This is a genomic window from Pseudomonas sp. B33.4 (assembly GCF_034555375.1).
Taxonomy (GTDB): domain Bacteria; phylum Pseudomonadota; class Gammaproteobacteria; order Pseudomonadales; family Pseudomonadaceae; genus Aquipseudomonas.
In genome coordinates this window covers 4,550,551-4,575,559 of sequence record NZ_CP140706.1, presented here as the reverse complement: position 1 = coordinate 4,575,559, position 25,009 = coordinate 4,550,551, and the positions used below count along the sequence as shown (strand labels likewise).

27 protein-coding genes are annotated in these 25,009 nt (G+C 60.8%); 9 read left to right on the top strand and 18 right to left on the bottom strand.

Annotation, left to right across the window (positions count from 1 at the left end):
• The first annotated feature begins 91 nt into the window (after positions 1-91).
• The gene (locus tag U6037_RS20080; RefSeq protein WP_322844286.1) at positions 92-907 is read left to right on the top strand and encodes an alpha/beta fold hydrolase; all 816 of its coding nucleotides are present in this window, start codon (positions 92-94) and stop codon (positions 905-907) included.
• A 103-nt stretch (positions 908-1,010) separates the two neighbouring features.
• On the opposite strand, the gene dsbG is transcribed toward U6037_RS20080, so the two are convergent.
• From dsbG to U6037_RS20060, 4 genes are all read right to left on the bottom strand, one after another.
• Positions 1,011-1,781 (bottom strand): thiol:disulfide interchange protein DsbG, encoded by a 771-nt coding sequence (gene dsbG, locus U6037_RS20075; RefSeq protein WP_242205593.1) that lies wholly within the window; start codon positions 1,779-1,781, stop codon positions 1,011-1,013.
• Entirely contained in the window at positions 1,757-2,638 is an 882-nt protein-coding gene (locus U6037_RS20070) for a TlpA disulfide reductase family protein (RefSeq protein WP_322844285.1), read from the bottom strand. The genes dsbG and U6037_RS20070 overlap by 25 nt, the downstream gene beginning before the upstream one ends.
• The gene (gene dsbD, locus U6037_RS20065; protein WP_322844284.1) at positions 2,638-4,371 is read right to left on the bottom strand and encodes a protein-disulfide reductase DsbD; all 1,734 of its coding nucleotides are present in this window, start codon (positions 4,369-4,371) and stop codon (positions 2,638-2,640) included. The genes U6037_RS20070 and dsbD overlap by 1 nt, the downstream gene beginning before the upstream one ends.
• A 148-nt stretch (positions 4,372-4,519) precedes the next feature.
• On the bottom strand, positions 4,520-5,224 hold the full coding sequence (locus U6037_RS20060; RefSeq protein ID WP_322844283.1) for a hypothetical protein: 705 nt from the start codon (positions 5,222-5,224) through the stop codon (positions 4,520-4,522).
• Positions 5,225-5,481: 257 nt separating this feature from the next.
• Between U6037_RS20060 and U6037_RS20055 the strand changes: the two genes are divergently transcribed.
• From U6037_RS20055 to U6037_RS20035, 5 genes are all read left to right on the top strand, one after another.
• Positions 5,482-6,162, top strand: a complete 681-nt coding sequence (locus U6037_RS20055; RefSeq protein WP_322844282.1) for a response regulator — start codon at positions 5,482-5,484, stop codon at positions 6,160-6,162.
• A complete protein-coding gene (locus U6037_RS20050) occupies positions 6,162-7,484 on the top strand; it encodes an ATP-binding protein (protein WP_127929197.1) in 1,323 nt (440 codons plus the stop codon). Before U6037_RS20055 ends, U6037_RS20050 begins: the two co-directional genes overlap by 1 nt.
• A 208-nt stretch (positions 7,485-7,692) precedes the next feature.
• A complete protein-coding gene (locus U6037_RS20045) occupies positions 7,693-8,178 on the top strand; it encodes a GNAT family N-acetyltransferase (protein WP_322844281.1) in 486 nt (161 codons plus the stop codon).
• Between the two features lie 142 nt (positions 8,179-8,320).
• Positions 8,321-9,733: an aspartate aminotransferase family protein gene (locus U6037_RS20040; RefSeq protein ID WP_322844280.1), complete on the top strand. Its 1,413-nt coding sequence runs from the start codon at positions 8,321-8,323 to the stop codon at positions 9,731-9,733.
• An 83-nt stretch (positions 9,734-9,816) separates the two neighbouring features.
• Complete coding sequence (locus U6037_RS20035; RefSeq protein ID WP_322844279.1) at positions 9,817-10,041, top strand: MbtH family protein; 225 nt, start codon at positions 9,817-9,819, stop codon at positions 10,039-10,041.
• 177 nt (positions 10,042-10,218) lie between these two features.
• Here U6037_RS20035 and U6037_RS20030 read toward each other — a convergent pair whose 3' ends face one another.
• Genes U6037_RS20030 through U6037_RS19995 form a run of 8 tightly spaced genes read right to left on the bottom strand, consistent with a single transcriptional unit; the run spans position 10,219 to position 16,479 of the window.
• Positions 10,219-11,124, bottom strand: a complete 906-nt coding sequence (locus U6037_RS20030) for a metal ABC transporter substrate-binding protein (RefSeq protein WP_322844278.1) — start codon at positions 11,122-11,124, stop codon at positions 10,219-10,221.
• Positions 11,125-12,024 (bottom strand): metal ABC transporter permease, encoded by a 900-nt coding sequence (locus tag U6037_RS20025; protein WP_027925783.1) that lies wholly within the window; start codon positions 12,022-12,024, stop codon positions 11,125-11,127.
• Complete coding sequence (locus U6037_RS20020; protein WP_322844277.1) at positions 12,024-12,869, bottom strand: metal ABC transporter ATP-binding protein; 846 nt, start codon at positions 12,867-12,869, stop codon at positions 12,024-12,026. Before U6037_RS20020 ends, U6037_RS20025 begins: the two co-directional genes overlap by 1 nt.
• Entirely contained in the window at positions 12,866-13,795 is a 930-nt protein-coding gene (locus U6037_RS20015) for a metal ABC transporter substrate-binding protein (protein ID WP_322844276.1), read from the bottom strand. The genes U6037_RS20020 and U6037_RS20015 overlap by 4 nt, the downstream gene beginning before the upstream one ends.
• A 35-nt stretch (positions 13,796-13,830) precedes the next feature.
• Positions 13,831-14,406, bottom strand: a complete 576-nt coding sequence (locus U6037_RS20010) for a DUF6162 family protein (RefSeq protein ID WP_322844275.1) — start codon at positions 14,404-14,406, stop codon at positions 13,831-13,833.
• Positions 14,403-14,744, bottom strand: coding sequence for a hypothetical protein (locus tag U6037_RS20005; RefSeq protein ID WP_175553652.1), 342 nt, complete (start codon positions 14,742-14,744; stop codon positions 14,403-14,405). Before U6037_RS20005 ends, U6037_RS20010 begins: the two co-directional genes overlap by 4 nt.
• Complete coding sequence (locus U6037_RS20000) at positions 14,741-15,283, bottom strand: thiamine pyrophosphate-binding protein (protein ID WP_242205571.1); 543 nt, start codon at positions 15,281-15,283, stop codon at positions 14,741-14,743. Before U6037_RS20000 ends, U6037_RS20005 begins: the two co-directional genes overlap by 4 nt.
• A complete protein-coding gene (locus U6037_RS19995) occupies positions 15,280-16,479 on the bottom strand; it encodes a PepSY domain-containing protein (RefSeq protein ID WP_322844274.1) in 1,200 nt (399 codons plus the stop codon). Before U6037_RS19995 ends, U6037_RS20000 begins: the two co-directional genes overlap by 4 nt.
• Before the next feature lie 404 nt (positions 16,480-16,883).
• Between U6037_RS19995 and leuC the strand changes: the two genes are divergently transcribed.
• On the top strand, positions 16,884-18,302 hold the full coding sequence (gene leuC / locus U6037_RS19990) for a 3-isopropylmalate dehydratase large subunit (protein WP_322844273.1): 1,419 nt from the start codon (positions 16,884-16,886) through the stop codon (positions 18,300-18,302).
• The gene (leuD, locus tag U6037_RS19985; protein ID WP_322844272.1) at positions 18,299-18,913 is read left to right on the top strand and encodes a 3-isopropylmalate dehydratase small subunit; all 615 of its coding nucleotides are present in this window, start codon (positions 18,299-18,301) and stop codon (positions 18,911-18,913) included. Before leuC ends, leuD begins: the two co-directional genes overlap by 4 nt.
• Positions 18,914-18,997: 84 nt before the next feature.
• Here the strand turns inward: leuD and U6037_RS19980 are convergent, their stop codons facing one another.
• The 4 genes from U6037_RS19980 to soxR all read right to left on the bottom strand — a co-directional run bounded on the left by U6037_RS19980 (position 18,998) and on the right by soxR (position 22,104).
• Entirely contained in the window at positions 18,998-19,948 is a 951-nt protein-coding gene (locus tag U6037_RS19980; protein WP_322844271.1) for a LysR substrate-binding domain-containing protein, read from the bottom strand.
• A 24-nt stretch (positions 19,949-19,972) separates the two neighbouring features.
• Positions 19,973-20,848, bottom strand: coding sequence for an alpha/beta fold hydrolase (locus tag U6037_RS19975; protein ID WP_322844270.1), 876 nt, complete (start codon positions 20,846-20,848; stop codon positions 19,973-19,975).
• A 240-nt stretch (positions 20,849-21,088) separates the two neighbouring features.
• The gene (locus U6037_RS19970; protein WP_322844269.1) at positions 21,089-21,547 is read right to left on the bottom strand and encodes a VOC family protein; all 459 of its coding nucleotides are present in this window, start codon (positions 21,545-21,547) and stop codon (positions 21,089-21,091) included.
• Between the two features lie 104 nt (positions 21,548-21,651).
• On the bottom strand, positions 21,652-22,104 hold the full coding sequence (gene soxR, locus U6037_RS19965; protein ID WP_322844268.1) for a redox-sensitive transcriptional activator SoxR: 453 nt from the start codon (positions 22,102-22,104) through the stop codon (positions 21,652-21,654).
• A gap of 93 nt (positions 22,105-22,197) precedes the next feature.
• Here soxR and U6037_RS19960 point away from each other — a divergent pair, with 93 nt between their 5' ends.
• Positions 22,198-22,551, top strand: coding sequence for an antibiotic biosynthesis monooxygenase (locus U6037_RS19960; protein ID WP_322844267.1), 354 nt, complete (start codon positions 22,198-22,200; stop codon positions 22,549-22,551).
• On the opposite strand, the gene U6037_RS19955 is transcribed toward U6037_RS19960, so the two are convergent.
• Together U6037_RS19955 and U6037_RS19950 are read right to left on the bottom strand one after the other, a co-directional pair.
• Complete coding sequence (locus U6037_RS19955; RefSeq protein ID WP_322844266.1) at positions 22,548-23,648, bottom strand: sigma-54 dependent transcriptional regulator; 1,101 nt, start codon at positions 23,646-23,648, stop codon at positions 22,548-22,550. The genes U6037_RS19960 and U6037_RS19955 overlap by 4 nt on opposite strands.
• A gap of 36 nt (positions 23,649-23,684) precedes the next feature.
• A complete protein-coding gene (locus U6037_RS19950; RefSeq protein ID WP_322844265.1) occupies positions 23,685-24,872 on the bottom strand; it encodes an acyl-CoA dehydrogenase family protein in 1,188 nt (395 codons plus the stop codon).
• Positions 24,873-25,009 lie beyond the last annotated feature (137 nt).

The window sequence follows — 25,009 nt, the reverse complement described above, 5'->3', positions numbered from 1 at the left end:
AACAGGAACATTTTCAGACATTTGCCCGATTGACGATCAGCAACCAGCAGCTCAGTCTGCCGGTTCTCTTTTTTTGTCGCGGGGGTGGTCGATGCCTTTTTTCACGGTTGACGGACAAGCGCTGCATTACATTGATCAAGGCACTGGTCCGGCGGTGTTGCTGGCCGGCAGCTATCTGTGGGACCAGGCCATGTGGGCGCCGCAGATTGCCGCGTTATCGCCGCATTATCGGGTGATTGCACTGGATCTGTGGGGCCATGGCGAGTCGGGGCGGTTACCCGAGGGCACGACTTCACTGGACGACATTGCCCGTCAGGCGCAGGCCCTGCTCGATCATCTGGACATCGATCAGGTCACCCTCGTCGGGCTGTCGGTTGGCGGCATGTGGGGCGTGCGCCTGGCGTTGTCGGCACCGCAACGGCTCAACGGTCTGGTGCTGATGGACACGTATGTTGGTGTCGAGCCTGAGCCGACTCGTCAGTACTACTTCTCGCTGTTTAAACAGATCGAAGAAACCGGCGAAATTTCCGAGCAATTGCTTGATATCGTCGTGCCGATCTTCTTCCGCCCGGGTATTGATCCGCAGTCGGCGCTGTATCAGGATTTTCGCGCGAAACTGGCGGCGTACTCGTCCGATCGTTTACGCGAAAGCATCGTACCGATGGGGCGTATCACCTTTGGTCGCGATGATTTGTTGCCACGTCTGCGCGAGTTGAATGCGCCGACCACGCTGGTCATGTGCGGCGATCAGGACAAACCACGACCACCGTCGGAAGCAAAGGAAATGGCCGAGTTGATCGGTTGCCCGTGGGTGCTGGTGCCGGAGGCGGGGCATATCTCCAATCTGGAGAATCCGGAGTTTGTGACCGAGGTGTTGTTTACTTTCCTCAGCGAGCGCAACCGTTAGACCGAGTGATCTTCAATCGCGAGCAGGCTCACTCCTACATTTGGAATGCATTCCCCTGTAGGAGTGAGCCTGCTCGCGATGGGGCCAGTCCAGGCACCGAAAATTATTTAGGCCCCAGAATCTTCGCCAACTTGTCCGGCGAAGGCGCACCTTGCTGCTGTTGCAGCTCGCCCTTGTCATCCATATAGAAGATCGCCGGCGTCGCCTGCAGATCGAGGTCTTCCATCAACTGCATGTTTGCCGCCAGTTTGGTCTGCACGGCCGCCGGAATATCCTTCAGCGCCTTCAGTGAGCTGCCCTTGCCAGCCTTTTCGTGATCTTCCAGGGCCTTGGCCGGATCTTTCGCCGCCAGCAACGCCGCCGATTTGCCCGGGCTGTCCTCGCGGATGATGCCGACCATAATGTGCCGCAGTTGCACCTTGCCGGATTTGACCCATGGTCGTGCCTGTTCCCAGAACATGTTGCAGTACGGGCAGTTCGGATCGCTGAACAGGTACACGGTGCGCGGTGCATCCTTGTTGCCGTCCTGAATCCAGTTGCTCGCCTCGAACTTGGCCCAGACTTCCTTGGCCATCGGCGCGTAAACCAGTTTTTGCAGGGGCTCGCTGCTCAAGTCCTTACCGTCGGCGTCGTACAGATTACCGAGCAAAACGTGTTTGCCATCCGGGGTCAGGTACAGCGCCATGCCACGGTTCTGATATTGCGCCGCATAACCGCGCAAGCCATCGGGGGCGTCGAACTGGCCGACGATTTTCGCGCCTTTGGCTTCGATCTGTTTGATCGCCGCAGGCAACTCTTCAGCAGCCTGCACCGACGGCAAGTGCAGCAGGGCGCTGCCCAGAGTCAGCGTCAGCAGGTGGCGGAGGCGGGGCATGGCAGTTTCCTTGCAGAAGTGGCCGGTGCAGTGGCCGGGTTCGAATTCGGGGGCGGGGTGTCGAAGTTTTCCAGCGCGCGCGCCAGGCTGGCGTTGGATAACTCGCCCAGGTGGCTGCTCAGCAACCGACCGTCAGGGCTATAGAACAGCGTAGTCGGCAATGCCATGGAACCCACGGCCTGACCGAGGCGACCGCTGCGGTCAAACAGCACGTTGTTGAGGCTCAAGCCCTGGGTTTCCAGAAATGTCGCCACGCTTTGCATGCTTTCGGCCTGATTGACGAACAGGAAGGTCAGGTCCGGGCGCTGTCGCTGAGCGTTTTCCAGCACCGGCATCTCGCGTCGGCACGGTGGACACCAGGTCGCCCACAGATTGATCACCAGCGGGCCACCCTGATAGTCGCTGAGCTGGATGGTTTCTCCGGCGGCATTGCGCAGGGAGATGTCCGGCAATCGGGTGCCTTGTTCATAGATGTTCAACGACAGCGTCGCCAACAGCCAGAACGCTACACCGCTGGCCACCCCAAAACCCAGCGGGCGGCGCAAGCCCGGACGGCGCCAGCCGCGATACAGCGCCACCAGCAGCAACACAATCACCCCCGGCCAGGCGAGGAAGCCACCGTCACGCAAATCGATGATCTGCCACGGATCATTGCGATAGTGCGACCAGTACAGCAGCACAAAGGCAACACGCGCTGCGAGCATGCCCAGCAGAAACAGGCTGAACAACGCCGACTCGGGGTTATCGCCGCCACGCTTGGCCACCCGCCAGCCGACAAAGGTCGCCAGCGCCAGGGCACTGATCAGCAGCAGGTGATTAAGCGCAATGGCAAAGGTGCCGAGGGTGAAAGTCAGCATTAATTGGCTTCCCGGGTGGTAGCCCAGCGTTGCAGGAATGTCTCGGCATCGACTTCGCCGGTGATGCGCTGGCTGCGGCGTTCTTCGCCATCCGTGCCGATCCAGACGAAACTCGGGGGCCCCGGCACTTTGTAGCGGCTGAGCAATTCACGGCTGGCCGCGTTGTCAGCGGTGACATCGAGCCGCAGCAGGCGCACGTCGCTCAACGCCTGCATGACCTTGTCCTTGCCGAATACCTGTTTCTCCATGACTTTGCACGACACGCACCAGTCGGCGTAGTAGTCGAGCAGTACCCACTGCCCCTTGGCTTTGGCGGCATCGAGTTCACTTTGCAGTGCCGCCGGATCCTTGATCGTGATGAATGCGTCATGAGCCGAAGGCGCCGCAGTACCGACACGACCGGCACTGTAGACATGCAACGGTTGATACGGATCATCGCTGCCGCCCGCCGCGCCAATCACCAGCAGACTGCCCCACAGGCCGAGCAACAACGAACTGGCGCCGAACAACTGGGCGACGCGGCCAAAACCTTCGGACTGTTTCCACGCGCAGAACGCGGCGATCAACAGCAGTGCACCGCACAGACCCAGCCATAGCGAAGCATCCAGCACCGGGCGCAACATCAACAGCGCGGTGGCGAGAAAGAGGAAGCCGAACACGCCTTTGAGCAGGTTCATCCACGCGCCGGGCTTGGGCAGGAAGCGATTGCCCACGGTCACCAGCAACAACAACGGCACACCGATGCCGATGCCCAGTGAAAACAGAATCAGGCCACCATGCAATGCATTGCCGCTCTGCGCGATATACAGCAACGCACCGGCCAGCGGCGCGGTCATGCACGGGCCGACCAACAGACCGGACAATGCTCCGAGTACCCCGGCGCCGATCAGGCTGCCACCGCTGCGACTGCGCGAAGCGTGTTCGAGGCGGTCGCGCAGGGCCACCGGCAATTGCAGTTCAAAGAAACCGAACATCGGCAAGGCCAGCACCACGAAGATCGCGGCGAAGGTGCCGAGCAGCCACGGATTCTGCAACCACGCCTGCAGATTCGCACCAAGCAGCGCAGCAATCACGCCCATCGCCGCATACACCAGCGCCATGCAGATCACATAGCTGCCGGCCAGCGCGAAACCGCGACGCGGGGTGGCACCACTGCCGACCACCATGCCGGCCAGAATCGGCAGCATCGGCAACGTGCAAGGCGTGAACGCCAGCAACAGACCGAGGCCGAAGAACACCAGCAAGCTCCAGCCCAGCGCCCGTTGTTGCAGGCTGCTGGCCAAGGCCTGATCCGGCGCTTCGGCGCTTGCAGCCACTGCGGATTTGCCGCCCAGATCAATGACCCGGGTTTGCGGCGGATAACACAGACCGGCGTCGGCGCAGCCCTGATAACTGACCTTGATCTGACCGCTGGCCGAGGCCGGGATTTTCACTTCCAGCCCTTGGCGATAGACCGGTTGTTCACCGAAAAACTCGTCGCTATGCGACTCGCCTTGAGGCAGCGCCGGCTGTTGCTCCGCGCTCAGTCCGTCGAATTTCAAACGCTTCTGATACAGGTAATAACCGTCGGTTATTTGCCAGAACAGCTGGGTTTCACCGGATTCCAGACGTTCGGAAGTGAGCACGAATGCCTGGTCGACCGGCAGAAACTCCGGTTTTGTCTCGAATGGATTGTTCCCGGCCTGGGCCAGGCTGGAAATCAGCAGAGCAAACAAAAGAAAAAAATGACGCATGGAGGAGCCTTGTCCCTGTGCAAGTGGGGGGCAGAATGGGCGGCGGCGATTAACCGATAATTAACCGTATCCTACAAGGCCCCCCTCGATTGTCCAATCAGTCGTCCGGCAGCTCCGGCACGCGTGCAAATACGCCTGATTTGTGGGTTCAATCCTGGGAGGCGCCTCGCAACAGGCCCGGCCAATTAGTGTCATTGATGGTGTGCGGGCCCGAGATCAGCCGGTCTGTCTGAATGTTGTAGATCAGGTACTGGTTGTTGGTCAGAAAGATGTACCAGTAGCTGTCGGCAAGCGTCCGGTCGTTTTGGGCGGCGGTGATGATCCGGTCCTTGTAAGGTTTCAGCACGCCGAGTTGATATTCGCCGAAAGGTTTGCGGGTCAGTGTCTTTGCCTTGGCGTTGAACGACAGATAATGACCGTCATCAAGTATGAAGCGGAACAGAAACGGTTGGCCGGTCAGTTGAAACCATGTGCCGGTAATGATCCGCTCAAAGTACGGCAATATCGGCTTCCAGATCGAGTCGGCGACTTTCTGGAAACTGGCGACCTTGTCCTTGTCCTGATCGTACTTGCACACCATGGGGGTTGTTCCCTGGTAGAAGAACAACCAGGCAATATCTTCGTCCGAGCCGGCATTGAAGCCGAATGAGGTGGTCGTCAGGCCGAAGCGCAGGTCTTTGGTAAACGGATCAAACGAGTCCCAACTGCCGGCGGTCGAGGCAGGATAGTTGTCCGTAACAGTGCGCGCTCCCAGATCGAACCGGGAATAGGTGTCGCTGTTCTTGAAGAAGAAATAAATCCGGTCAGGGCCTGCACGCCAGTCGAGGGCAACAAAGTTTTCAAGTTGTGGCATGTTGATAAATCCTTTTAGAGAATCCTTGTGAAGTTGCCAGTTCAACGCTAAATGACGGCAGACCTGCGATATAGGCGAGAATTGTTTCTGTGTCGGTTTTTATATTGGCGAAAGTTTCAGGCAGGCAGCGCGCCTTGCTTGTCGGCCCGAATATCGAGGTCGGGTTTTTGTCCCGGCTTCCCGATAACGCCAGTGGCGGCCATAATTACGCCTTAATCCTCGCCTGATTCACTCGCCTTTTTATTTGCGGAGCACCCATGCACGTACTGGTTTGCGAAGACGATGAGCTGATCGCCAGCGGTATCGTTGCCGGTCTCACGGCTCAGGGTTTGACCGTTGAACACGTCAACACCGCGTCGAAAGCGCGGGCGATGCTCAAGGTTGCCGAATTCGACGTAATGGTGCTCGATCTCGGTCTGCCCGACGAAGATGGCCTCAAGCTGCTGCAACAGCTGCGTCAGAGCGGCCTGGAAATTCCGGTGCTGATTCTGACCGCGCGCGACTCGGTCACTGACCGTGTTGATGGCTTGCAGGCCGGGGCGGACGATTACCTGCTCAAGCCATTCGATCTGCGTGAACTGTTCGCCCGCCTGCAAACCTTGTTGCGCCGCGTCGCCGGGCGCAGCGTCAATCTGATCGAGCATGGCGCGCTGACGTACGATCCGAGCAGCCGCGAAACCACCCTGGCCGGGCGCCCGGTGGACTTGTCGCGCCGCGAGCAATCGCTGTTGCAGGCGCTGCTGCACAATCGCGGCCGGGTGCTGTCCACCGAGCAGTTGAAGGACAGCGTCTACGGCTTCAACGATGAGCTGGAAAGCAACGCGCTGAACGTGCACATTCATCACCTGCGCAGCAAACTGGGCAAAGGCATCGTCGAAACCGTGCGCGGTCTGGGCTATCGTCTCGGGCCGGCTGACGGTGGAGATCAAGGCAAGTGATGAGTCTGCGACTGCGCCTGAGCCTGACCCTCGGCGCCGCGTTTGCGCTGATCTGGGCGCTGGCGGCGGCCTGGATGCTCAGTGATCTGCGCAATCAGATGATGTTTTCCCTCGACCAGCGTCTGGTGGCCTCGGCGCGCATGGTGGCCGGGCTGCTGGAACAGTTGCCGACCTTGCCGAGCAAAGGCGAGGGCACGCATTTCAGTGCCGAACAACTGAATATCCCCGGTGGCATGGCCTGTCAGGTCAGCTCCTTGCGCGGGGAAATTCTCGCGCGCAGCCACAACAATCCCGAACAGGCGCTGGAAGCCGAGAAAATGGGCTTCCACGACCAGATGATCGACGGCGCGCCGTGGCGCAGTTTCACCCTCGCCCGGGGCGATGTACGCATTACCACCGCCGATCGGCAGATCGAGCGCGAAGCCCTGAACATGTCGATTCTGCTGGCGGCGTCGGTGCCGGTAGGCGTGGCGTTGCTCGGTTGCCTGTGCCTGCTGTGGCTAGGCATCGGCCAGGGTTTGGCGCCGCTCAACCGCCTGCGTGAAGCGCTGATGCGGCGCAATGCCGACTCACTTGAGCCGTTGCAGATCCAGACCTTCCCCAGCGAATTGAAACCGCTGCTCGAAACACAGAATCAACTGTTCCAGCGCATCGGCAAGACCATCGAGCGTGAGCGACGCCTGACCGGTGACGCAGCGCATGAACTGCGCAGCCCGCTGACGGCGATCAAGACGCACCTGCAAGTCGCGCGCATGACTGAAGGCAATGCCCGCGATCAGTCGCTGGCGCGGGCCGAAGAGGGCGCCGACCGTCTGCATCGCACCCTCGAACAACTGCTGTTGCTGGCGCGGGTCGAGGGCAGTCTGTCGTTCGATGACGGCTCGCAATGCAGCGCCGAACAAGTGGCACGCCTGGCGATTCAGGACGCCACGGGGGGCGAGCGCCTGCGCATCAAATTGCAACTGCCGACCGGACTTTCCGTTGCACCGCTGCAAATGCCGGCCGTGCTGTCGATTGCGGCGCTGCGCAATCTGCTCGACAACGCCCTGCGCCATACGCCCGAAGACTGCGCGGTTGAGCTGAGCCTGGAAACCATTGGCAACCGCGTGCGTTTTGTCGTGCGCGACCATGGCCCGGGGATTGCGCCGGATGATCTGCAACACCTGACCCAACGCTTCTGGCGCAACGGCCAGAGCACCGGATGTGGCCTCGGCCTGGCAATTGTTCAGGCGATCGTTCAGCGCTGCGACTGTGCCCTGCATTTCGACAGCCGCCCGGATGGCCTGCGGGTCGAGCTGACCATGCCGTTGCAGCCTGTCTGATTTCAGCACAGCCTGTGTAGGAGCTGCCGAAGGCTGCGATCTTTTGATTTTGTTTTTCAAGATCAAGATCAAAAGATCGCAGCCTTCGGCAGCTCCCGCAGGAAATCGCGCCAGACACATCAAATGTAACTTCTCGGCGTTCGCTATCCGGCAGGGGGAGGGGTAAGGTCAACGCAGCTTTGACTCAATGGATTGAGGGAACCGCGCCATGGAAGCACCCATCTGCATTCGTCCGGCCATCCTGGCCGACGCCGGTATCATCAGCCGCATCATCGAACGTTCGATTCGCATCGGTTGTGCGCTCGACCACCGTAATGATCCGCTACTCGTCAGCCAATGGATCGGCCGGCAATGCGCCGATTTCATCAGCGCTCGACTTGCCGATCCTCACTTCTATCTATGTATTGCTTTGTGGGCGGACAGACCGGTTGGTGTCGGCATGGCCGAGGTCAGTGGCGATATTTCGCTGTGTTACGTGCAGCCAGAGTCATTTCGCCGGGGCGTCGGGCGAGCGTTGATCCAGGATCTGGAAGGCTGGTTACGGATTTGCGGCGCTTCTCATGCTGACCTCAACAGCACGCGTACCGGTCGTGCGTTTTATCGGCGTCTGGGCTATCGCGAATCAGCGCCGCCCCTCGAATACCAAGGCTTGCAGACCCTGCCCATGCACAAGTCGCTGGCAGCGCCGGTCTGACAATTCGGTCACAGGCTAAATCCTCAGGCTCCTTAAGCGTTTCCAGAACAGGAAAACCTGCAAGTGCGCCCCGCAATCGGAATGCGCACCTGTCCGGTGTGCTGTTTTGGTCACTATCCATAGCCAATTGAGGGGTCGAGAGATGTCAGTCGCCACCAGCCTTATCGAAGAGTCGTCGGCCCGGGTCAGCTCGGCGCCGGCCGAAACGCTGTACCAGTTCAATGAGTCGCCATTGCTGGCCCGCCAGGCCCGGCAGGAATCCAACGCTCGCAGCTATCCGCGGCGTATTCCTCTGGCGCTCAAGCGTGCCAAAGGCCTGTATGTCGAAGACGTCGAAGGCCGCACCTTCATCGACTGCCTGGCCGGTGCCGGTACGCTGGCGCTGGGGCATAACCACCCGGTGGTGATCGAAGCGATCCAGCAGGTACTGGCCGATGAATTGCCGCTGCACACCCTCGACCTGACCACGCCGGTCAAGGATCAGTTCGTCCAGGATCTGTTTGGCCTGCTGCCATCGGCCCTCGCGGCTGAAGCGAAAATCCAGTTCTGCGGCCCGACCGGCACCGATGCCGTGGAAGCGGCGCTGAAGCTGGTACGCACGGCGACCGGGCGCAGCACCGTGCTGTCGTTTTCCGGCGGTTACCACGGCATGAGCCAGGGCGCGCTGAGCCTGATGGGCAGCCTGGGGCCGAAAAAGCCGCTGGGCGCCTTGCTCAGCAGTGGCGTGCAGTTCATGCCGTTCCCGTATGACTACCGTTGCCCGTTCGGCCTCGGCGGCGCGGCGGGCGTCAAGGCCAACCTGAGCTATCTGGAAAACCTGCTCAACGACCCTGAAGCCGGCGTGCAACTGCCCGCAGCGGTGATCGTCGAAGCGGTGCAGGGTGAGGGCGGCGTGATTCCGGCGGACATCGAGTGGCTGCGCGGCTTGCGCCGGCTCACCGAGAAAGCCGGTGTGGCGCTGATCGTCGACGAGATCCAGAGCGGTTTTGCCCGCACCGGCAAGATGTTTGCCTTCGAACACGCCGGCATCACCCCGGATGTGGTGGTGTTGTCCAAAGCCATCGGCGGCAGCCTGCCGTTGGCCGTGGTGGTCTACCGTGACTGGCTCGACACTTGGCAACCGGGGGCGCACGCCGGCACTTTCCGTGGCAATCAGATGGCCATGGCGGCAGGTTCGGCGGTGATGCGCTATCTGGTTGAACACAAGGTCTGCGAACACGCCGCTGCCATGGGCGAGCGCCTGAGCGAACACCTGCGCATCCTGCAGCGCGACTTTCCGCAACTCGGCGACATTCGCGGTCGTGGCCTGATGCTCGGCGTCGAGCTGGTCGAGCCGAACGGTACGCGGGATGCGCTCGGCCACCCGCCGGCGTTTGCACGACTGGCGCCGCTGGTACAGCGCGAATGCCTCAAGCGTGGGCTGATTCTGGAGCTGGGCGGTCGCCATGGCGCGGTGGTGCGTTTCCTGCCACCACTGGTGATCACTGCCGCCGAAATCGACCGCGTTGCGCAAATCTTCGGTCGCGCTTTGGCCGCTGCCACGGCGGCGCTGTAAATTATTCGCTGCGCCGAACGTTCTTTCTACATACCCGGCTGCACCCCTCGTGCAGCCCACCCTTACAGCGATGGAGAACCAGCATGACGTCAGTATTCGACCGCGAGGACATCCTCTTTCAGGTCGTGGTCAACCACGAAGAGCAATACTCGATCTGGCCGGATTACAAAGCCGTGCCAGAAGGCTGGCGCACTGTAGGCAAGAGCGGCCTGAAAAAGGAATGCCTGGCCTACATTGAAGAGATCTGGACTGACATGCGTCCGCTGAGCCTGCGCCAGAAGATGGAAGGGCAGGCCGCCGCGCAATAAGCGGCCGGGCAAAAACAAACCCGCTGGACTGGAAACAGTCAGCGGGTTTTTTCATGCCCTTGATTTGTGTTGGCTGGTCTGGCCTCATCGCGAGCAGGCTCACTCCTATATGGAGAACGCATTCCAAATGTAGGAGTGAGCCTGCTCGCGATGAACGATAATGCGGTCTGCCTGAAACTAAGCCCCGCTCAAACCCTTCAGCAGCAAATCCACATTGCCTTCCAGCTCCGACACCGGATCCGCCGCATCCGTACTCAACACCACCAGACGACTCCCCGACTCGGCAATTGCCGCTTTCACCGCCTCTGACGGCTGCCGATGATGCAGTACCACCGCCACCTCATTGTCCTTCAACGTTGCCGTGAGTTTTTTCAGATCCTCAGCCGTCCACTCCGCATCCGGCCGTGGATCCTCGCCGATCAGCTCCAGATTGAGGCTGCCGATCAGGTAGCCAAAATGATCGCTCAGACTCATCACACTCAGATTGTCAGCGCTGGCCAGACGCGCTTCGCTGTCGGCGCTGAGCTTCAGCAAGCGTTGCTTCAACGTCGCCAGATTCGCCTCGATCGCAGCCTTGGCACTCGGTGCCAGGCGGACCAGGTCCGCCGCCAGCACATCCGCCATGCGTCCCATGTTGTTGCTGGCCAGCCATGGCTGACTGTTCAAACCATCGACCTTCAGGCCCGGTTGCACGGCAATGCCGGGCAGGGCGCCGTCGACCGGGCGCGCTGCATCGACTTCAACGATGCGGATATTGCTGCGGCGGGCAATCGGGTACAGCTGATCATCCGGCCACAGCGAGCGCACGCCAATCACGGCATCGGCAGCGGTGGCCAGTTTGCTCAATGCCGGAGCGCCACGTCCCGTGAAGTAGGCGCTCTGACGACTGCCCGGCAGGTTCGCCGGCGCCGCCCGTTCAAGATTGACGTCGGTGCCTTTGAGCAGCGCTTCAGCCAAGCCAAAGGTGATGGGCAAGGAGGCCAGCACCCGCAGCGGTCTGGTGTTTTCGGCAGCCATCAACGGCGTGCAGATCACGCCGCACAGGGTCATGGCCAGGGTCAGTTTGCGCAGTGAAAAAGTCATTTATCCAAGATTCCCTTTCAGGCTCGGGACAACCCCGCGCGCGATGGCGGAGAGGGCGAAAGCGATACCGGCGACCAGAATGATCGCGGCGCCGGACGGAATCGGCAGATCGAACACGATGGGCGCCAGAATCCCGCACAGCGTGCTGACCGTGGCGATCAGTACCGAGCACCAGAAGAAGCCCTTGAGCGACTGGCTGAGCAAACGCGCCGCCGCTGCAGGAATCACCAGCAGTGCGCCGACCAGAATCGCGCCAATGACTTTTACCGCCGCCACGGTGATCAGCGTCACCAGAATCACGAACAGATAATCCAGGGTCTTCACCGCCACCCCGCGCACCGCCGCCAGCTGCGGGTTGAAGCTGGCGAGCATGATGCGGTTGTACAGCGGCAAGGCGAGAGCCATGACCAGCGAACCGACAATGGCCAGCACCGCCAGATCGTTGCCATTGACCGTCAGCACTGAGCCGAACAACACGTTCTCGAGAATGTGCACATTGATCTTGCCCGCCAGAATCAGCAGCAGACTCGCGCCCAGTGCCAGCGATACCGACAGAAACACGCCAATCAAGGTGTCCGGTGCCAGACCGGTGCGGTTGCGCAAATAATTGAGCAGAATGCCGAACAGCAGGCAGTAACCGAACAGGCTGCCATAGGGGCCGGTGTAAGGTTCGCCGAGCAGGATGCCGATGGCTACGCCGGTGAGTGCTGCGTGGCCCACCGCTTCGGAAAAAAATGCGAAGCGCTTGACCACCACCAGCGTACCGAGGCCGCCGAGTACCGGGCCGATCAGCAGCCCGGCAAGTAGCGCATTGACCACAAAACCGTAGGCCAGCGCTTCTGGCAGATAGCCGGACGAGGCCCAGCCCTGCACCATCAAACGAAAGGCTTCGTAACTCATCAGGCAGCGCTCCGTGGATGGGTCGAGAACAGGGTCAGCAGGCGTTCCGGGGTCAGCGCCTGTTGTGGCGTGGCGTCGAACAGCACACGGCGGTTGAGGCCGGTAACGCGACTGGCCAGACGCCCGACCGCTTCCAGATCGTGCTCGATCCACAGCACCGTGATGCCCGCCGCGCGCCAGTCGCCGAGCAGGCGTTCGAACACCTGAATTCCGGCTTCATCAAGGGCCGACATCGGCTCATCCAGCACCAGCAGTTGCGGCGCCGGAATCAAACCTTGTGCGAGCAGAACGCGCTGCCGCTCACCGCCGGACAACGCGCCCATGCGCCGCTTGCGTTTGTCCTGCATGCCGACGCGCTCCAGTGCTTCGCCGATGGCGCCCGCGTAACGTTTGCTCAATCCGAGAAATGCGGGACGGCGTTGACACATGGCGGCCATGAAATCGTCGACGGTCATCGGCAGACCGCGATCGAATTCCAGCGCTTGCGGCACATAACCGATGATGCCGGGCTCGCCGGGCCATTGCAGACTGAGCTGCCCCTGATGTGGCATCTGTCCGAGCAGGGTCTTGATCAGCGAACTCTTGCCGCCACCGTTTGGGCCGACCAGAGCGTGCACGCTGCCGGGCTGCACCTGGAAGGTGACGTTGTCGAGAATCGTCGTGCGGCCCAGCGTCAGACAAACCGACGCAAAATCCAGCGTCGGTCCCAATCCTTGTGGGAGCGAGCCTGCTCGCGAATGCGGTGTGTCATTCGATAAAGATGTTGGCTGATCCGGCGCCTTCGCGAGCAGGCTCGCTCCCACAGGGGACTGGAGTTCGGTCGAGATCGTTTCTCTGGAAGTCATGCGCCTGACTCCTGAATCGCCCGCACTACGGTGTTGAGGTTGCCGGTCATTTCCTTTTCGTACTTGTCGGCGGTGTATTCACCGTAGGAAATGTGCGACAGCGGGTACAGCTTCACGCCGGACTCACGCTGAATCGTTTCGACGTAGGTGGAGGGGAAATCCATCTCCGAAAAGATCACTTTCACATCGAGTTCGCGCAGTTGATCGATGGTTTTTTTCAACTGACTCGGGCTCGGCTCAATGCCGTGCGCCGGTTCGACCACAGCGGTCACTTCCAGGCCGAACTCACGCAACAGATAGTCGTAAGCCGCGTGTACCGTGGCCACGCGCAGTTCGGCGTTCGGCGCTTGAGTCAGTTTGGCCAGAGCATCGGCGCGCATCTGCCGCAGGCGTTTGCCGTAGGCGCGGGCGTTCTGTGTATAGGTCTTGGCGTTGTCCGGATCGAGCTTGCCCAGTTCGCGGGCAATGTTGTTGACCTGGGCGATGGAGGCGCTGATCGACAGGAATGTGTGCGGATTGACCACTTTGCCGGCGCCGCGTGCGGCGACCCCGGTGGCGGCCAGCAGCGGTACGTTTTCGTTGGCTTCGATGGTCTTGATGTTCGGCGTTTCGCTGGCGGCGATCATGCGGTCGGCGAAGTCGTCATGGCCGACACCGTTGAGCACGATCACATCCAGCCCGCTGATACGTTTGATGTCCTCGGCGCGCGGCTCGTAGGCGTGCGGGTTGAAACCGGCAGGAATCAGCGGCACCACCTCGGCCTTGTCGCCGACGATGTTCGCCACATAGCTGTAATAGGGGTGCAAGGTAATGCCGATGCGCAGGCGCTTGGCCTGATCGGCGCTGGCCAGCGGACTCAGCAGGCAGGCACAGAGGCCGACCAGAAACCAACGTAACAATGGACGGCGCGGTGATGAAATAGACATGGGCAAGCGGTCTTCTCTCGGATGAGGGCGAGGAATCAATGGCGATGTTCGCGGGTAACCCCGGCATCGTATTGCGCGACGATCTGTTTCCAGCCGGCGGCGGACAGGGCGGCTTCGGTCAATTCGGTGGGCGCTTGCAGGCTGGCATCGCGGTTGAGCCAGATGTCCACAGCGGCCTTGTCATCGTTGCTCAACAGCATGACGAACGAGCCGGCGATGGCCGGGCTTTGGCTAAGGCCGAAATAGGCCGTGTTCGCCAGTAGCTGCCAGGCATGACCACCACGGCTGACCGAACTCGCGTCCTGGGCAAACGGCGCGAAGCCTTCGTCGGCCAGATTCTGCGGTGTCGGCAGGGCTTGCTGTTCTTCGCGCAGCAAGCGGATTTCGTCGAAGGTCACCCGCAGGTCGGCGTAGATGCCTTGCTCGGCAGCGCTGAGGTCGCGGCGCGCGTCGAACTGGTGACTGGCGACGGGCTCCGGTTCATGGGAAACCCCACGCCACGCGACGACAGAACCAGCGACCGCGAGGATCAACAGGCACAACAGCAGGACATTGAGGGTTTCATGGCCGGCACCGGCCGGGCGCACGATTTGTGTGGTGGGCGTGCTCATGGGGATTCGATATCCGCTTGGTCGATTTCGACAACGTGGCCTGGGCCTGCGTCGAACAGCACATAGAACTCGGCGCCAGGCTTCTTGAACGTCAGGGTCGAGTCGCTGCCAAGCTTGCCCGGCACCAGAATGGTTTCGTCGTAGCCGATCACATCGAGGGTCACCCCCGGCGCACCGCTGCCGTCGGAAAAGCCACCGGTGCATTTTATCTGCTCGGCATCGATGGCTTTGCATTCGCACATCGGGTTGTGGGCGAGGGCGCCGGCGCTGAAGCCGGCGCTCAGCACCAGCAGCGCAGCACTCAGGTGCAGGCGCAAAGGGCGGTGAGAGCGGGTCATGGTTTGGCTCCTTGTTTGTTCAGCCAGGCGATGGTGGCGGGGGAGGCTTGGCTCAGGGGAATCGAGGCCTGATGCATGCTGCCGTCCCAGCCTTCCATGGTGATCCACAGTTCGGCGTCGGCCGGGGTTTTTACCGGGACCGGCAGTTGCGTGCCCATGCGGTAAGGCGTACCGAAGAAAATCACCCCGGCGGCGCGCAGGCTGCGCGGTTTGCCGATACGCAGGTAAGTTGCCTTGACCGGTTCGACGCAGGCGGTGCACAGCGCGGCGCTGAAGGCTTTCAGGTAACCGGCGGGACCGTCGGAGCGTGGCGCTTCATTGCGCAGTTCGGCCAGGCGCAGGCTCCACGGGCCGACCTGTATTTCACCGATTTCACGCTCGCCCAGGCCGGCGTCGCCGCGAAACAGCGCTGCGTCGGCGAAGTATTTGGGCATGAACCCCAGCGGGATCAGCAGCAACAGAACGTTGATGTGAAAGCGCCATTTGTGCCAGAACAGGCTCAGTCGTGAAGGCTGAGGGGCGGTGGTGATCTTGCTCACAGGCTGGCCTCCGACGGTTCACGGTTGACGAGTGGTTGCGCATTGGCGCGTTGCTTCTTGTTCTCGCGCTTGAGCGCGTTGGCGGTGGCCAGGGCGGTGCGTTTGGTCCAGATCAACAAACCGCTGAGCACCATCATGCTCAGGATCAATCCGAAGAAGAACCAGATCAGCTTGATCCACAGTCCACCAAAATCACCGGTGTGCAGCGGGCGCATGGATTCGGTGACAAATTCCAGCGAGGAGCGGTCGGACAGCACTCGAGAAGACGCCACATCGCCGCTGTAGGGATTGAGTGTTGCACTCTGGAACATCAGGGGATACCAGCCGCGACCGCGGATATCGAGGTGGCTGTAGGCATTGAACGGCATGTTGATGTCACTGGCTTCCAGCCCGGGGATTTTTTGCTGGGCGATTTCGATGGCGCGGTCCAGGTTGATCCGGGCGGGTGGCAGACCATCGGCGGTCAATGGCACGCTGTCACGGGCCATGGCTGGAATGATCGTTTCGCTGGAAATGGAAATGTGGTTATCGGACAGCACCGCTTCAATCAGAAACCAGGTGCTGGTGATGGAGATCACCGCGATGAACCAGATCGACCAGATACCGCTCAGGCGATGGAAGTCACCCCAGAAAATCCGCGCACCGTGACGAAAACGCAGCGTGGGGCTGAAAAAGCCTTTCCAGAACCGTTTATAGACCACCAGCCCGGTAATCAGCGATGCCAGCAGCGGAAAGCTCAGGGCCGATACCAGATACCAGCCCCAGCTATAACCGTTGGTGAAAGGCACCAGCCACCAGCCATGCAGGGCGCGGGTGAATGCCTGGAAATTGAATTGCGGTGCCGTACCCTGAATAACACCCGTATACGGGTTGACGTAGGTCACCAACGATCGCCCGTCCGGATAGCTGAGCGTGACATCAAGAGCGAAATGGGATTCGTCCGGGCGGCTGATGCGTTGTACCAGTGCCAGCGGTTCTGCGGTTTTGATGGCCGTTATGATTTCCTCATAACCGAGTCGTGGCGCATCGTCCGCTGGCTGGCTGGCGCGCATCTGCGGGTTGGCCAGCCAGACGATCTCCTGACTGACCACCGCCAGGGTGCCGGTGACACAGACGATCAGGACAAAGAACCAGATCGGTAATGCCAGCCAGCTATGAACGAGGAACCACAGTTTGGAGCGGGATTTCTTCGACATGATTGCGCGTCTTGATAGCGGTGAAAGGGCGCGTAGCTACGGGCTTCGCAGCACGGGCGTCCCCGGAAGACCGGACGTGGCTTTTGCCTACGCGAACGGCCTGCATCTCTATAGGACGGATGAGCGAGGTAAATCCCGAAAGGTGATATGAAAGCAAATGTTTCCCAATTCCCCGATCACCACAAATCCCCTTGTGGGAGCGAGCTTGCTCGCGAAGGCGCCAGGTCAGTCACTTCATTCGTTGCCTGATCCAGCGCTTTCGCGAGCAAGCTCGCACACAGGGTTTTGCTGCGTGCATGGGATCAAACACGATTCATGATCCACGCCATCACTGTCAGGCAATTGATGGTGGCTGCGCGCTGCCTATGATGGAAATCACCCTGATTGCCTGAGTGAGCGCCTTGATGACCGCCAGAACCCTCTACGACAAACACATCGATTCGCACACGGTGTGCCGCCTCGACGATCAGGGCCATGTCCTGTTGTACATTGATCGCCAGGTGATCAACGAATACACCAGCCCGCAGGCCTTCAGCGGTTTGCGCGCGGCCGGGCGCGAGGTCTGGCGGCCGGGCACGGCGCTGGCGGTGGTTGATCACGTCAACCCGACCACGCCAGTGCGCGTCGCTGCAATGCCCGATGCGGGGGGCGCCCGGCAAGTCTCGTATCTGGCGGAGAACTGCCGGGACTTCGGCATCGAATTGCTGGACATTCTCGATAAACGTCAGGGCATCGAACATGTGATCGCGCCGGAGCAGGGGTTCATTCTGCCGGGCATGGTCATCGCTGCTGGCGACAGCCATACCACCACCTATGGCGCGCTCGGCGCCTTCGGGTTCGGCATCGGCACGTCCGAGATCGAGCATTTGCTGGCCTCGCAGACGCTGGTCTACAAATGTCTGAAAAGCATGCGTGTAACCGTCGATGGCGACCTGGCGCCGGGCCTGACCTCGAAAGACGTGATCATGGCCCTGATCGGCCACATCGGCGCTTCCGGCGCCAGCGGTTACGCCATTGAATTCTGCGGCTCCACCATCGATGCCTTGAGCGTTGAAGCGCGCATGACCATCTGCAACATGGCCGTCGAAGCCGGCGCGCGCGGCGCATTCATGGCGCCGGATGAAAAGGTCTTCGCCTATCTCAAGGGCAAGCCACGCGCGCCGCAAGGTGAGCTTTGGGAGCGGGGCGTGAAGAAGTGGCGCGAACTGCGCAGTGATCCGGGCGCGGTGTTTGACCGCGAGATTCATCTGGATGCCAGCGTGCTGGAACCGATGGTCACGTGGGGTACCAGCCCCGATCAGGCCGCCGCAATTGGGGCGCGGGTGCCGGATCCGCAAGCGATCAGCGACCCGATCCTGCGTCAGGACATGCGTCGTGCCCTCAATTACATGGGGCTCGAAGCGGGCATGGCGCTCAGCGATATCGTCATCAGCCACGCCTTTATCGGCTCGTGCACTAACGCGCGGATCGAAGACCTGCGCGATGCCGCCAGCGTCGTGCGCGGTCAGCAAGTCGCCGAACATGTACGGGCGATGATCGTTCCCGGTTCCAGCGAAGTGCGCGCGCAGGCCGAAGCCGAAGGGTTGGCGCAGATCTTTATCGACGCCGGTTTCGAATGGCGGCAGTCCGGCTGCTCGATGTGCCTGGCGATGAACGACGACGTGCTCGCGCCCGGCGACCGCTGCGCATCCAGCACCAACCGCAACTTCGAAGGCCGGCAAGGCGCCGGCGCCCGCACCCATTTGATGAGCCCGGCAATGGTCGCCGCGGCGGCCATCAGTGGTCGACTCACCGATATCCGCCACTTTGGAGAACGCCCATGAGCCTGCAACCTTTCACTCAAGTCAGCGGTCAGGCCGCGCCGTTATTGGCGGCCAATGTCGACACTGACGTAATCATGCCCAAGCAGTTTCTCAAGGGCATTGATCGCCAGGGACTCGATCGCGGCGTGTTTTTCGATCTGCGGTTTCTGCGCGATGGCCAGCCCGACCCCGACTTTGTGTTGAACCAACCGGCGTGGCAGGGGGCGAATTTTCTGGTGGTCGGGCCGAATTTTGGCTGCGGTTCCAGTCGCGAACATGCGGTTTGGGGTTTGCAGCAGATGGGTATCCGCGCGTTGATCGGCAGCCGTTTCGCCGGGATCTTTTACGACAACTGCCAGCGTAATGGTGTGTTGTTGATAACGCTGGAAGAGGCGCAGGTGCAGCGCATCGGACGGCTGGTCGGTGAGCCTGAAACGGCACGGATCAGTGTTGATCTGGAGGCGCAGCAGATTGGTTTGGCGGATGGCAGCGTGATCGATTTCCAGATCGACACCCTGCGCAAAACCTCGTTGCTGCTCGGCCTGGACGCCATCGGCAGTACCTTGCAACGTCGCGAACAGATCAAGGCCTTCGAACGCCAACACCTGGCCAACAACCCTTGGCTCTCCTGACAAAAAAGATCGCAGCCTGCGGCAGCTCCTACATGGAACACATTGCCCTGTAGGAGCTGCCGCAGGCTGCGATCTTTTGATCTTCTAAACAGACAATCCTTTGAAATGCGCCTGCAAAAACTCCACACACGCGCGCAACTTCCCCGAATGCGCCAGCCGTGTCGGGTACACCGCCCAGACATTGGCGCTCTGGCTGTAATTGTCCAGCACCTGCACCAATCTTCCTTGCTCCAGTAGCGGCTTCACATCCCACAACGACCGCAACAAAACCCCACGCCCGTCCAGCGCCCATTGCAAAACAATCTCGCCGTTGTTGGACGACAACGGCCCGCTGACCCGCACGTTCTCTTGGCCGCCATCGCGATCCAGATTCCAGATACCGAAGGCGTTGTCGCGCTCCTTGATCACCAGGCAATCGTGCTGTTGCAGGTCGTCCAGCGTTTGCGGCGTGCCACGACGTTGCAGATAGCTGGGCGCCGCGCACAGCACGCGCCGATTGCTGACCAGACGCCGGCCGATGTGCTGGCCGGGAATGTCATCGCCGACGCGGATCTCCAGGTCGAAACCTTCGTTGATGATGTCCACCACCCGGTCAAACAGGTCGAGGCGAATCTCCAGTTCTGGATAACGTTCGGCCAGTAACGACACCGCCGGCGCGACGTGATTGCGCCCGAAACCGAAACTGCTGCAGAGGTGCAAACGCCCGCGCGGGCTGTCGTGGGCGTCGCAGAGTTCATCGTGCAGTTGCTGGAAGTCATCGAGAATGCGCAATGCCCAGCGCTGCACGCGTTCGCCGTCCTCGGTCAGCGAGACGCGGCGGCTGGTGCGGTGCAACAGGCGAGTACCGAGGGTGGTTTCAAGAATCTGGATGCGTTTGCTGACGTAGGCCGGTGACAGGCCCAGTTCATCCGCAGCGGCGGCAAAGCCGTTCTTGCGGATCACGGTGAGCAGTACGCGCAGGTCTTCGGGCAGAGGCACGGTGTCTTTCTTCTGGGACATGTCAACACGAACACTGGCGGCAGAAGCCGCCAGCATAGCACCGAGGTCCAGTGGTTCCGTTCAGCGCAGAAAGGCCAGGGCTTCGGCGAGCAACAGTTCGGGGACTTCTTCGGCAATGTAATGGCCGGCGGGCAATGCCTGACCGCTGACGTTGGCCGCCACTTGCTGCCATTCCTTGAGCGGATCAAAGCAGCGCCCGACCGTGCCTTCGGCGCCCCACAACACGCGCAGTGGCAGATTCAGGTGGTGCCCGGCGGCGATGTCGGCGCGGTCGTGGTCAAGATCGATGCCGGCGCTGGCGCGATAGTCTTCGCAGATGGCACGGGCGCTGCCGGGTTGGCGCAGGCAGCGCAGGTATTCGCCGAAGGCTTCATCGGTAAACGGCTTGAGTCCGGCGCTGCGGCTGCCCATCACGCTGCGCAGATAACTTTCGGGATCGGCTTCGAGCAAGGTTTCCGGCAGAGGCGCCGGGCGGATCAGGAAGAACCAGTGCCAGTAGGCGCGCGCGAAGGCTTCGTTGGTCTGCGCATACATCGACAGGGTCGGCGCGATGTCCAGCAGCATCATGCGCTGCACGGCGGCGGGGTGGTCGAGCGCGAGGCGATGGGCGACTCGTGCGCCACGGTCGTGGGCGAGGATCGAAAACTGCGCGAAGCCCAGCGACTGCATCAGTTCGACATTGTCGCGGGCCATTTCGCGTTTGGAGTAATTGGCGTGCAGCTCATCGGCGGCCGGCCGGCTACTGTCGCCATAACCGCGCAGGTCGGCGGCGACCACGGTGAAGTGTTCGGCCAGTTGTTCGGCAATCTTGTGCCAGATCACGTGGGTCTGCGGGTGGCCGTGCAACAGCAACAGGCCCGGCCCGCTGCCGCCGAGGCGGTAGGCGATGTCGACGCCGTTGACGTGACGCTGGTCTTTGAGGAATCCGGCAAACATCGGGCTGATCCTTTTTCAGGGTTCTTGTTGGATGCATCCTGAAATTGTCCGGCGTTCGCGGCAAGGGGCAAAGCGTGGTGAGCAGGTTCATGAAGTGTGATGGGTGTTGGCAGTTCCGGCCCTATCGCGGGCAAGCCCGCTCCCACAGTGATCTTCGGTGTGGTCACGATCCATGTCCAACCACAAGACCCTGTGGGAGCGGGCTTGCTCGCGAAGAGGCCAGTCCAGACACTGAAATGCTCAACCCTGCTGAAACATCTCCATCGCCCGCTGCTTGATCTGCTCTTCAGTCAGATCCTCCTTGCGCGTGGCCAGAAACCACAGATGCCCATACGGATCCTTCAACGTCCCGCTGCGATCACCGTAAAACTGATCCTTGACCTCGGACACCGAGGTCGCCCCGGCATCCAGTGCTCGTTGAAATGACTTGTCGACATCGGTCACATACAGATGCAATCCAACTGATACGGCTTTATCAGGATTGCTCAACGGCCCTTGATCGCACGGCGAACCGAGCATGATCGCGCTGTCGCCAATGCGCAGCTCGGCGTGACCGATGCCGCCGTCAGGCATGGCCAGGCGCATGACTTCGGTGGCGCCGAAGGCTTTTTTATAGAAATCGATGGCTTCGGCGGCTTTGTGGATGCCGAGATACGGGGTAATGCTGTGATACCCCTCGGGAATGGGTTTTACGCTCATGACGTTCTCCCTGACTTTTTGTTCTATGAGATGTGGCTCCACCGGATTTGTGGAAGATTCACTATAGAGCTGTCCTCGCCGTGCAGATTTTTGCCCGACGAGCGTCAGTCTTCGGGAAAGTGCGGCCCCGGTCCCTGTTCCCCCAGCACATCGCCCTGATTGCGCAGCGGGCAAGCCTCCATCGACAAACACCCGCAACCAATGCAGCCATTGAGCCGGTCGCGCAGTAGCGTCAACTGCTCGATCCGTTCGTCCAGTTCCTGTCGCCATTGCTCCGAGAGGATTTTCCAGTCTGCTGCCGTCGGTGCGCGATCGTCCGGGAGAATTTTCAGCGCCTCGCCAATTTCCGCCAGTGGAATCCCCAACCGCTGAGCAACCTTGATCAAGGCCACCCGGCGCAGCACTTCGCGCGGATAGCGCCGCTGGTTGCCGGCGTTGCGCTGGCTCTTGATCAGGCCTTTGGATTCATAAAAGTGCAGAGCAGTAACGGCCACGCCACTGCGTGCGGCGACTTCACCGACGGTGAGTTGCTTGTGCACGGTTTCCTTGGTGATCATTGCAAAAATGCCCTTGACCTTGACTTAACTAGAGGTTTTACCCTGCAGGCCTTCGAGTCGCAAGGCTCGTCTTACGATGAGTGGGGGCTTTCCATGAACAACCGCAGTTTTACCCAATTGATCGAATTTGAAATCGAACCACGCCAACAACCTGCGTTGGTGACCGCGTTGTCGAGGCAGACCGAGCGCCTGGCTCAGCGCTACGACGGTTTTGTCAGCGCCAGCGTGCAGGCCAGCGATGACGGCCGGCGCGTGTTGAGTTTTCTGCAATGGCAGTCCCGCGAGGCGGGGGAGGCGGCATTTCGCAGTTTCGAGAGTGGCGAACAGGATTTCTGGCAACTGATCCACACCCATCAGGCGAAAACCGTGACCTTCAATTCGTTCCAGGTGCTAAGCAGCATCGCCCGCAGTCACGACGATGCGTTGCACTGCAACCTGGTCGGCTAGATCGATAACTGGATCAGCCGCTCGCCTTGCAGGTTTTCCGTGAGTCGCCGCTTGTTCACTGCCAGTTCGCCGATCTTGATCAGTCGTGTGCGGGTGACGTTGCGACTCAGACCGAGCAATGCCGCGGTGTGCACCTGGTTGTAATGGCAAAAGCGATACGCCGCGCGCAGCAAAGCGTCTTCGACTTTCTCGTGCAAAGCGCCGGCTTGTTGCGCAAACAGTTTTTGAAAGGCCTGTTCCAGCAACGCCTCCGGTGAATCGTCGGCGCCGGCATGATCGTCGGGGCGTTCGATGCGCAGGTTCGACAGGCGCAGATCGTCGCGTTCGATCACGCCGTTGCGGCAGATCAACAGAGTGTGATGGATGACGTTTTCCAGCTCACGAATATTGCCCGGCCAACCGTAAGCGCGCAGCTTGTGCTCGGCGCCGGGACTGATACTCACGCGTCCATAGCCGAGGCGCTGACTGTACGCTTCGATGAAGTGACGAGTGAGCGGGAGGATATCGCCGGGACGCTCGCGCAACGGACTCAATTCCAGATTGACCACGTTGAGGCGGTAATACAGATCCTCACGGAAGTTGCCGGCATTGATGGCTTTTTCCAGCTGCACGTTGGTTGCCGCCAGTACCCGTACGTCGATGGGTATGCTTTTGCGCGAGCCAAGCCGCACTACTTCACGTTCCTGCAAAACCCGCAGCAATTTCACCTGAATCGCCATCGGCAGGTCGCCGATTTCATCGAGAAACAACGTGCCGCCGTCCGCTTCCTCGAACCATCCGGCCTTGGCGCTCAGCGCGCCGGTGAACGCGCCTTTTTCATGGCCGAACAATTCCGCTTCCACCAACGATTCGGAAAACGCCCCGCAATTGACTGCGATAAATGGCCGGTGGCGACGGTTGCTGAGGTTATGAATATGCCGCGCCACCAGCTCTTTGCCGGTGCCGGTCTCGCCGATGATCAGCACGCTCGCTTCACTCGGCGCGACCTGTTGCAAATGCGCGAGCAGGGCCTGGGACTTCGGGTCTTCGAACACCTGCGCGGTGGCGCGGATCGACGTGGCGAGCGCGGGGGAGGGCGGTAGGGTCAGCAGTTGCATGGGCTCGTCCTTCTTTTTAGTTCAAATGCAGGCAGGTCAGGAATAGAAGGTCGGCACCGGCAGCGACTGATTCAGCGCCCAGTCGCCCAACTCATGGAGTTTGTAATCCAGCGGGTCGTGCAAAGTTTGCGTGCGCAGGTTGCGCCAGTGGCGGTCGAGGCGCAGGGAGGCGTGGGTCGAACGCGCGCCGGTCACTTCGAACAAACGGCTGCAAATTTCCAGGCCCTGACGGCTGGCGGCGACTTTGGCGGTGGCAATCGCGGTGGCGACATGGCCGCGCTCTTCGGCGCTGAGATTCGCACCTTTAGCCCAGGCCTCATCGAGCAATGCCGCCGCGCGTTCGACCAACAGGCGAATGCCTTCCAGCGCCACCCAGAACTCGCCGTAATGCGCGAGCACGTACGGATCTTCACGCACGTCGCACGCCGAGGATTTGTGCCAGAGCCGGGTTTCACTGAGGGTGTACTGCCGCGCCTCTTCGAAAGCGCCTTCGGCAATCCCGAGAAACATATGCGTGAACGTCAGTTGCGCGATCAATGGTCGCAAGCAGGCGAACGGCGTGCTCAACGGGCCGGGATCGAGGAGCAATTCCGATTCTTCGACGCGCACCCGTTCAAACGTGGCGCTGCCGCTGTCGGTCTGACGCTGGCCGATGTTGTTCCAGTCGTTGTGCAGGGTGATGCCACTGCGTCCGCTGGGAATTGCCGCGATCAGCAACTTGCCGCCGGCGCTTTCATCGACCGCCGAGGCGATCAGCATCTGTGAATCGCTGGCGCCGGAACAGAAGCTTTTCTTCCCGGAAAACTCGCGCCAGCCACCGAGATTCTTGACCACGGTGCGGGTGTCGAGCGGGTTGAGCGCGTTGCCCCAGAACCAGTTCTGCCGCGCGGTCTGTTCGAACCACGGCTGCCATTGTTCCGGTCGCGAGAACAGGCGCACGGTGGCGAGCATCAAATGATGAAAGCCGAAAACGTGAGCGATCGAGCTGTCGACCTTGGCGAACTCGCGGACGACTTGCAGGGTTTCACTCCAGCTCGCGCCAAGTCCGCCGTAGCGGGTCGGAATACTCAAAGCCAGCAGGCCGCTGTCGCGCAGGGCATCGCGCTCGACTTTCGGCGTGCCGCCACGTTCGTCACGTTCGACGGCGGTCAGGGCAAACTCGGCGGCCAGATCGCGGGCGGTTTGCAACGGGGATAACAAAGTACTTTGCGGTTTGGCTGTCACACGGTGTTCCTCGAAATCGACGCATTCCCTGTAGGAGTGAGCCTGCTCGCGATGAGGTCGGCACAATCGACATCATCGTTGGCTGACCCACCGCATACGTCGGAGCGCTGCCCGGAGCAGGCTTGCTCCCACAAAGG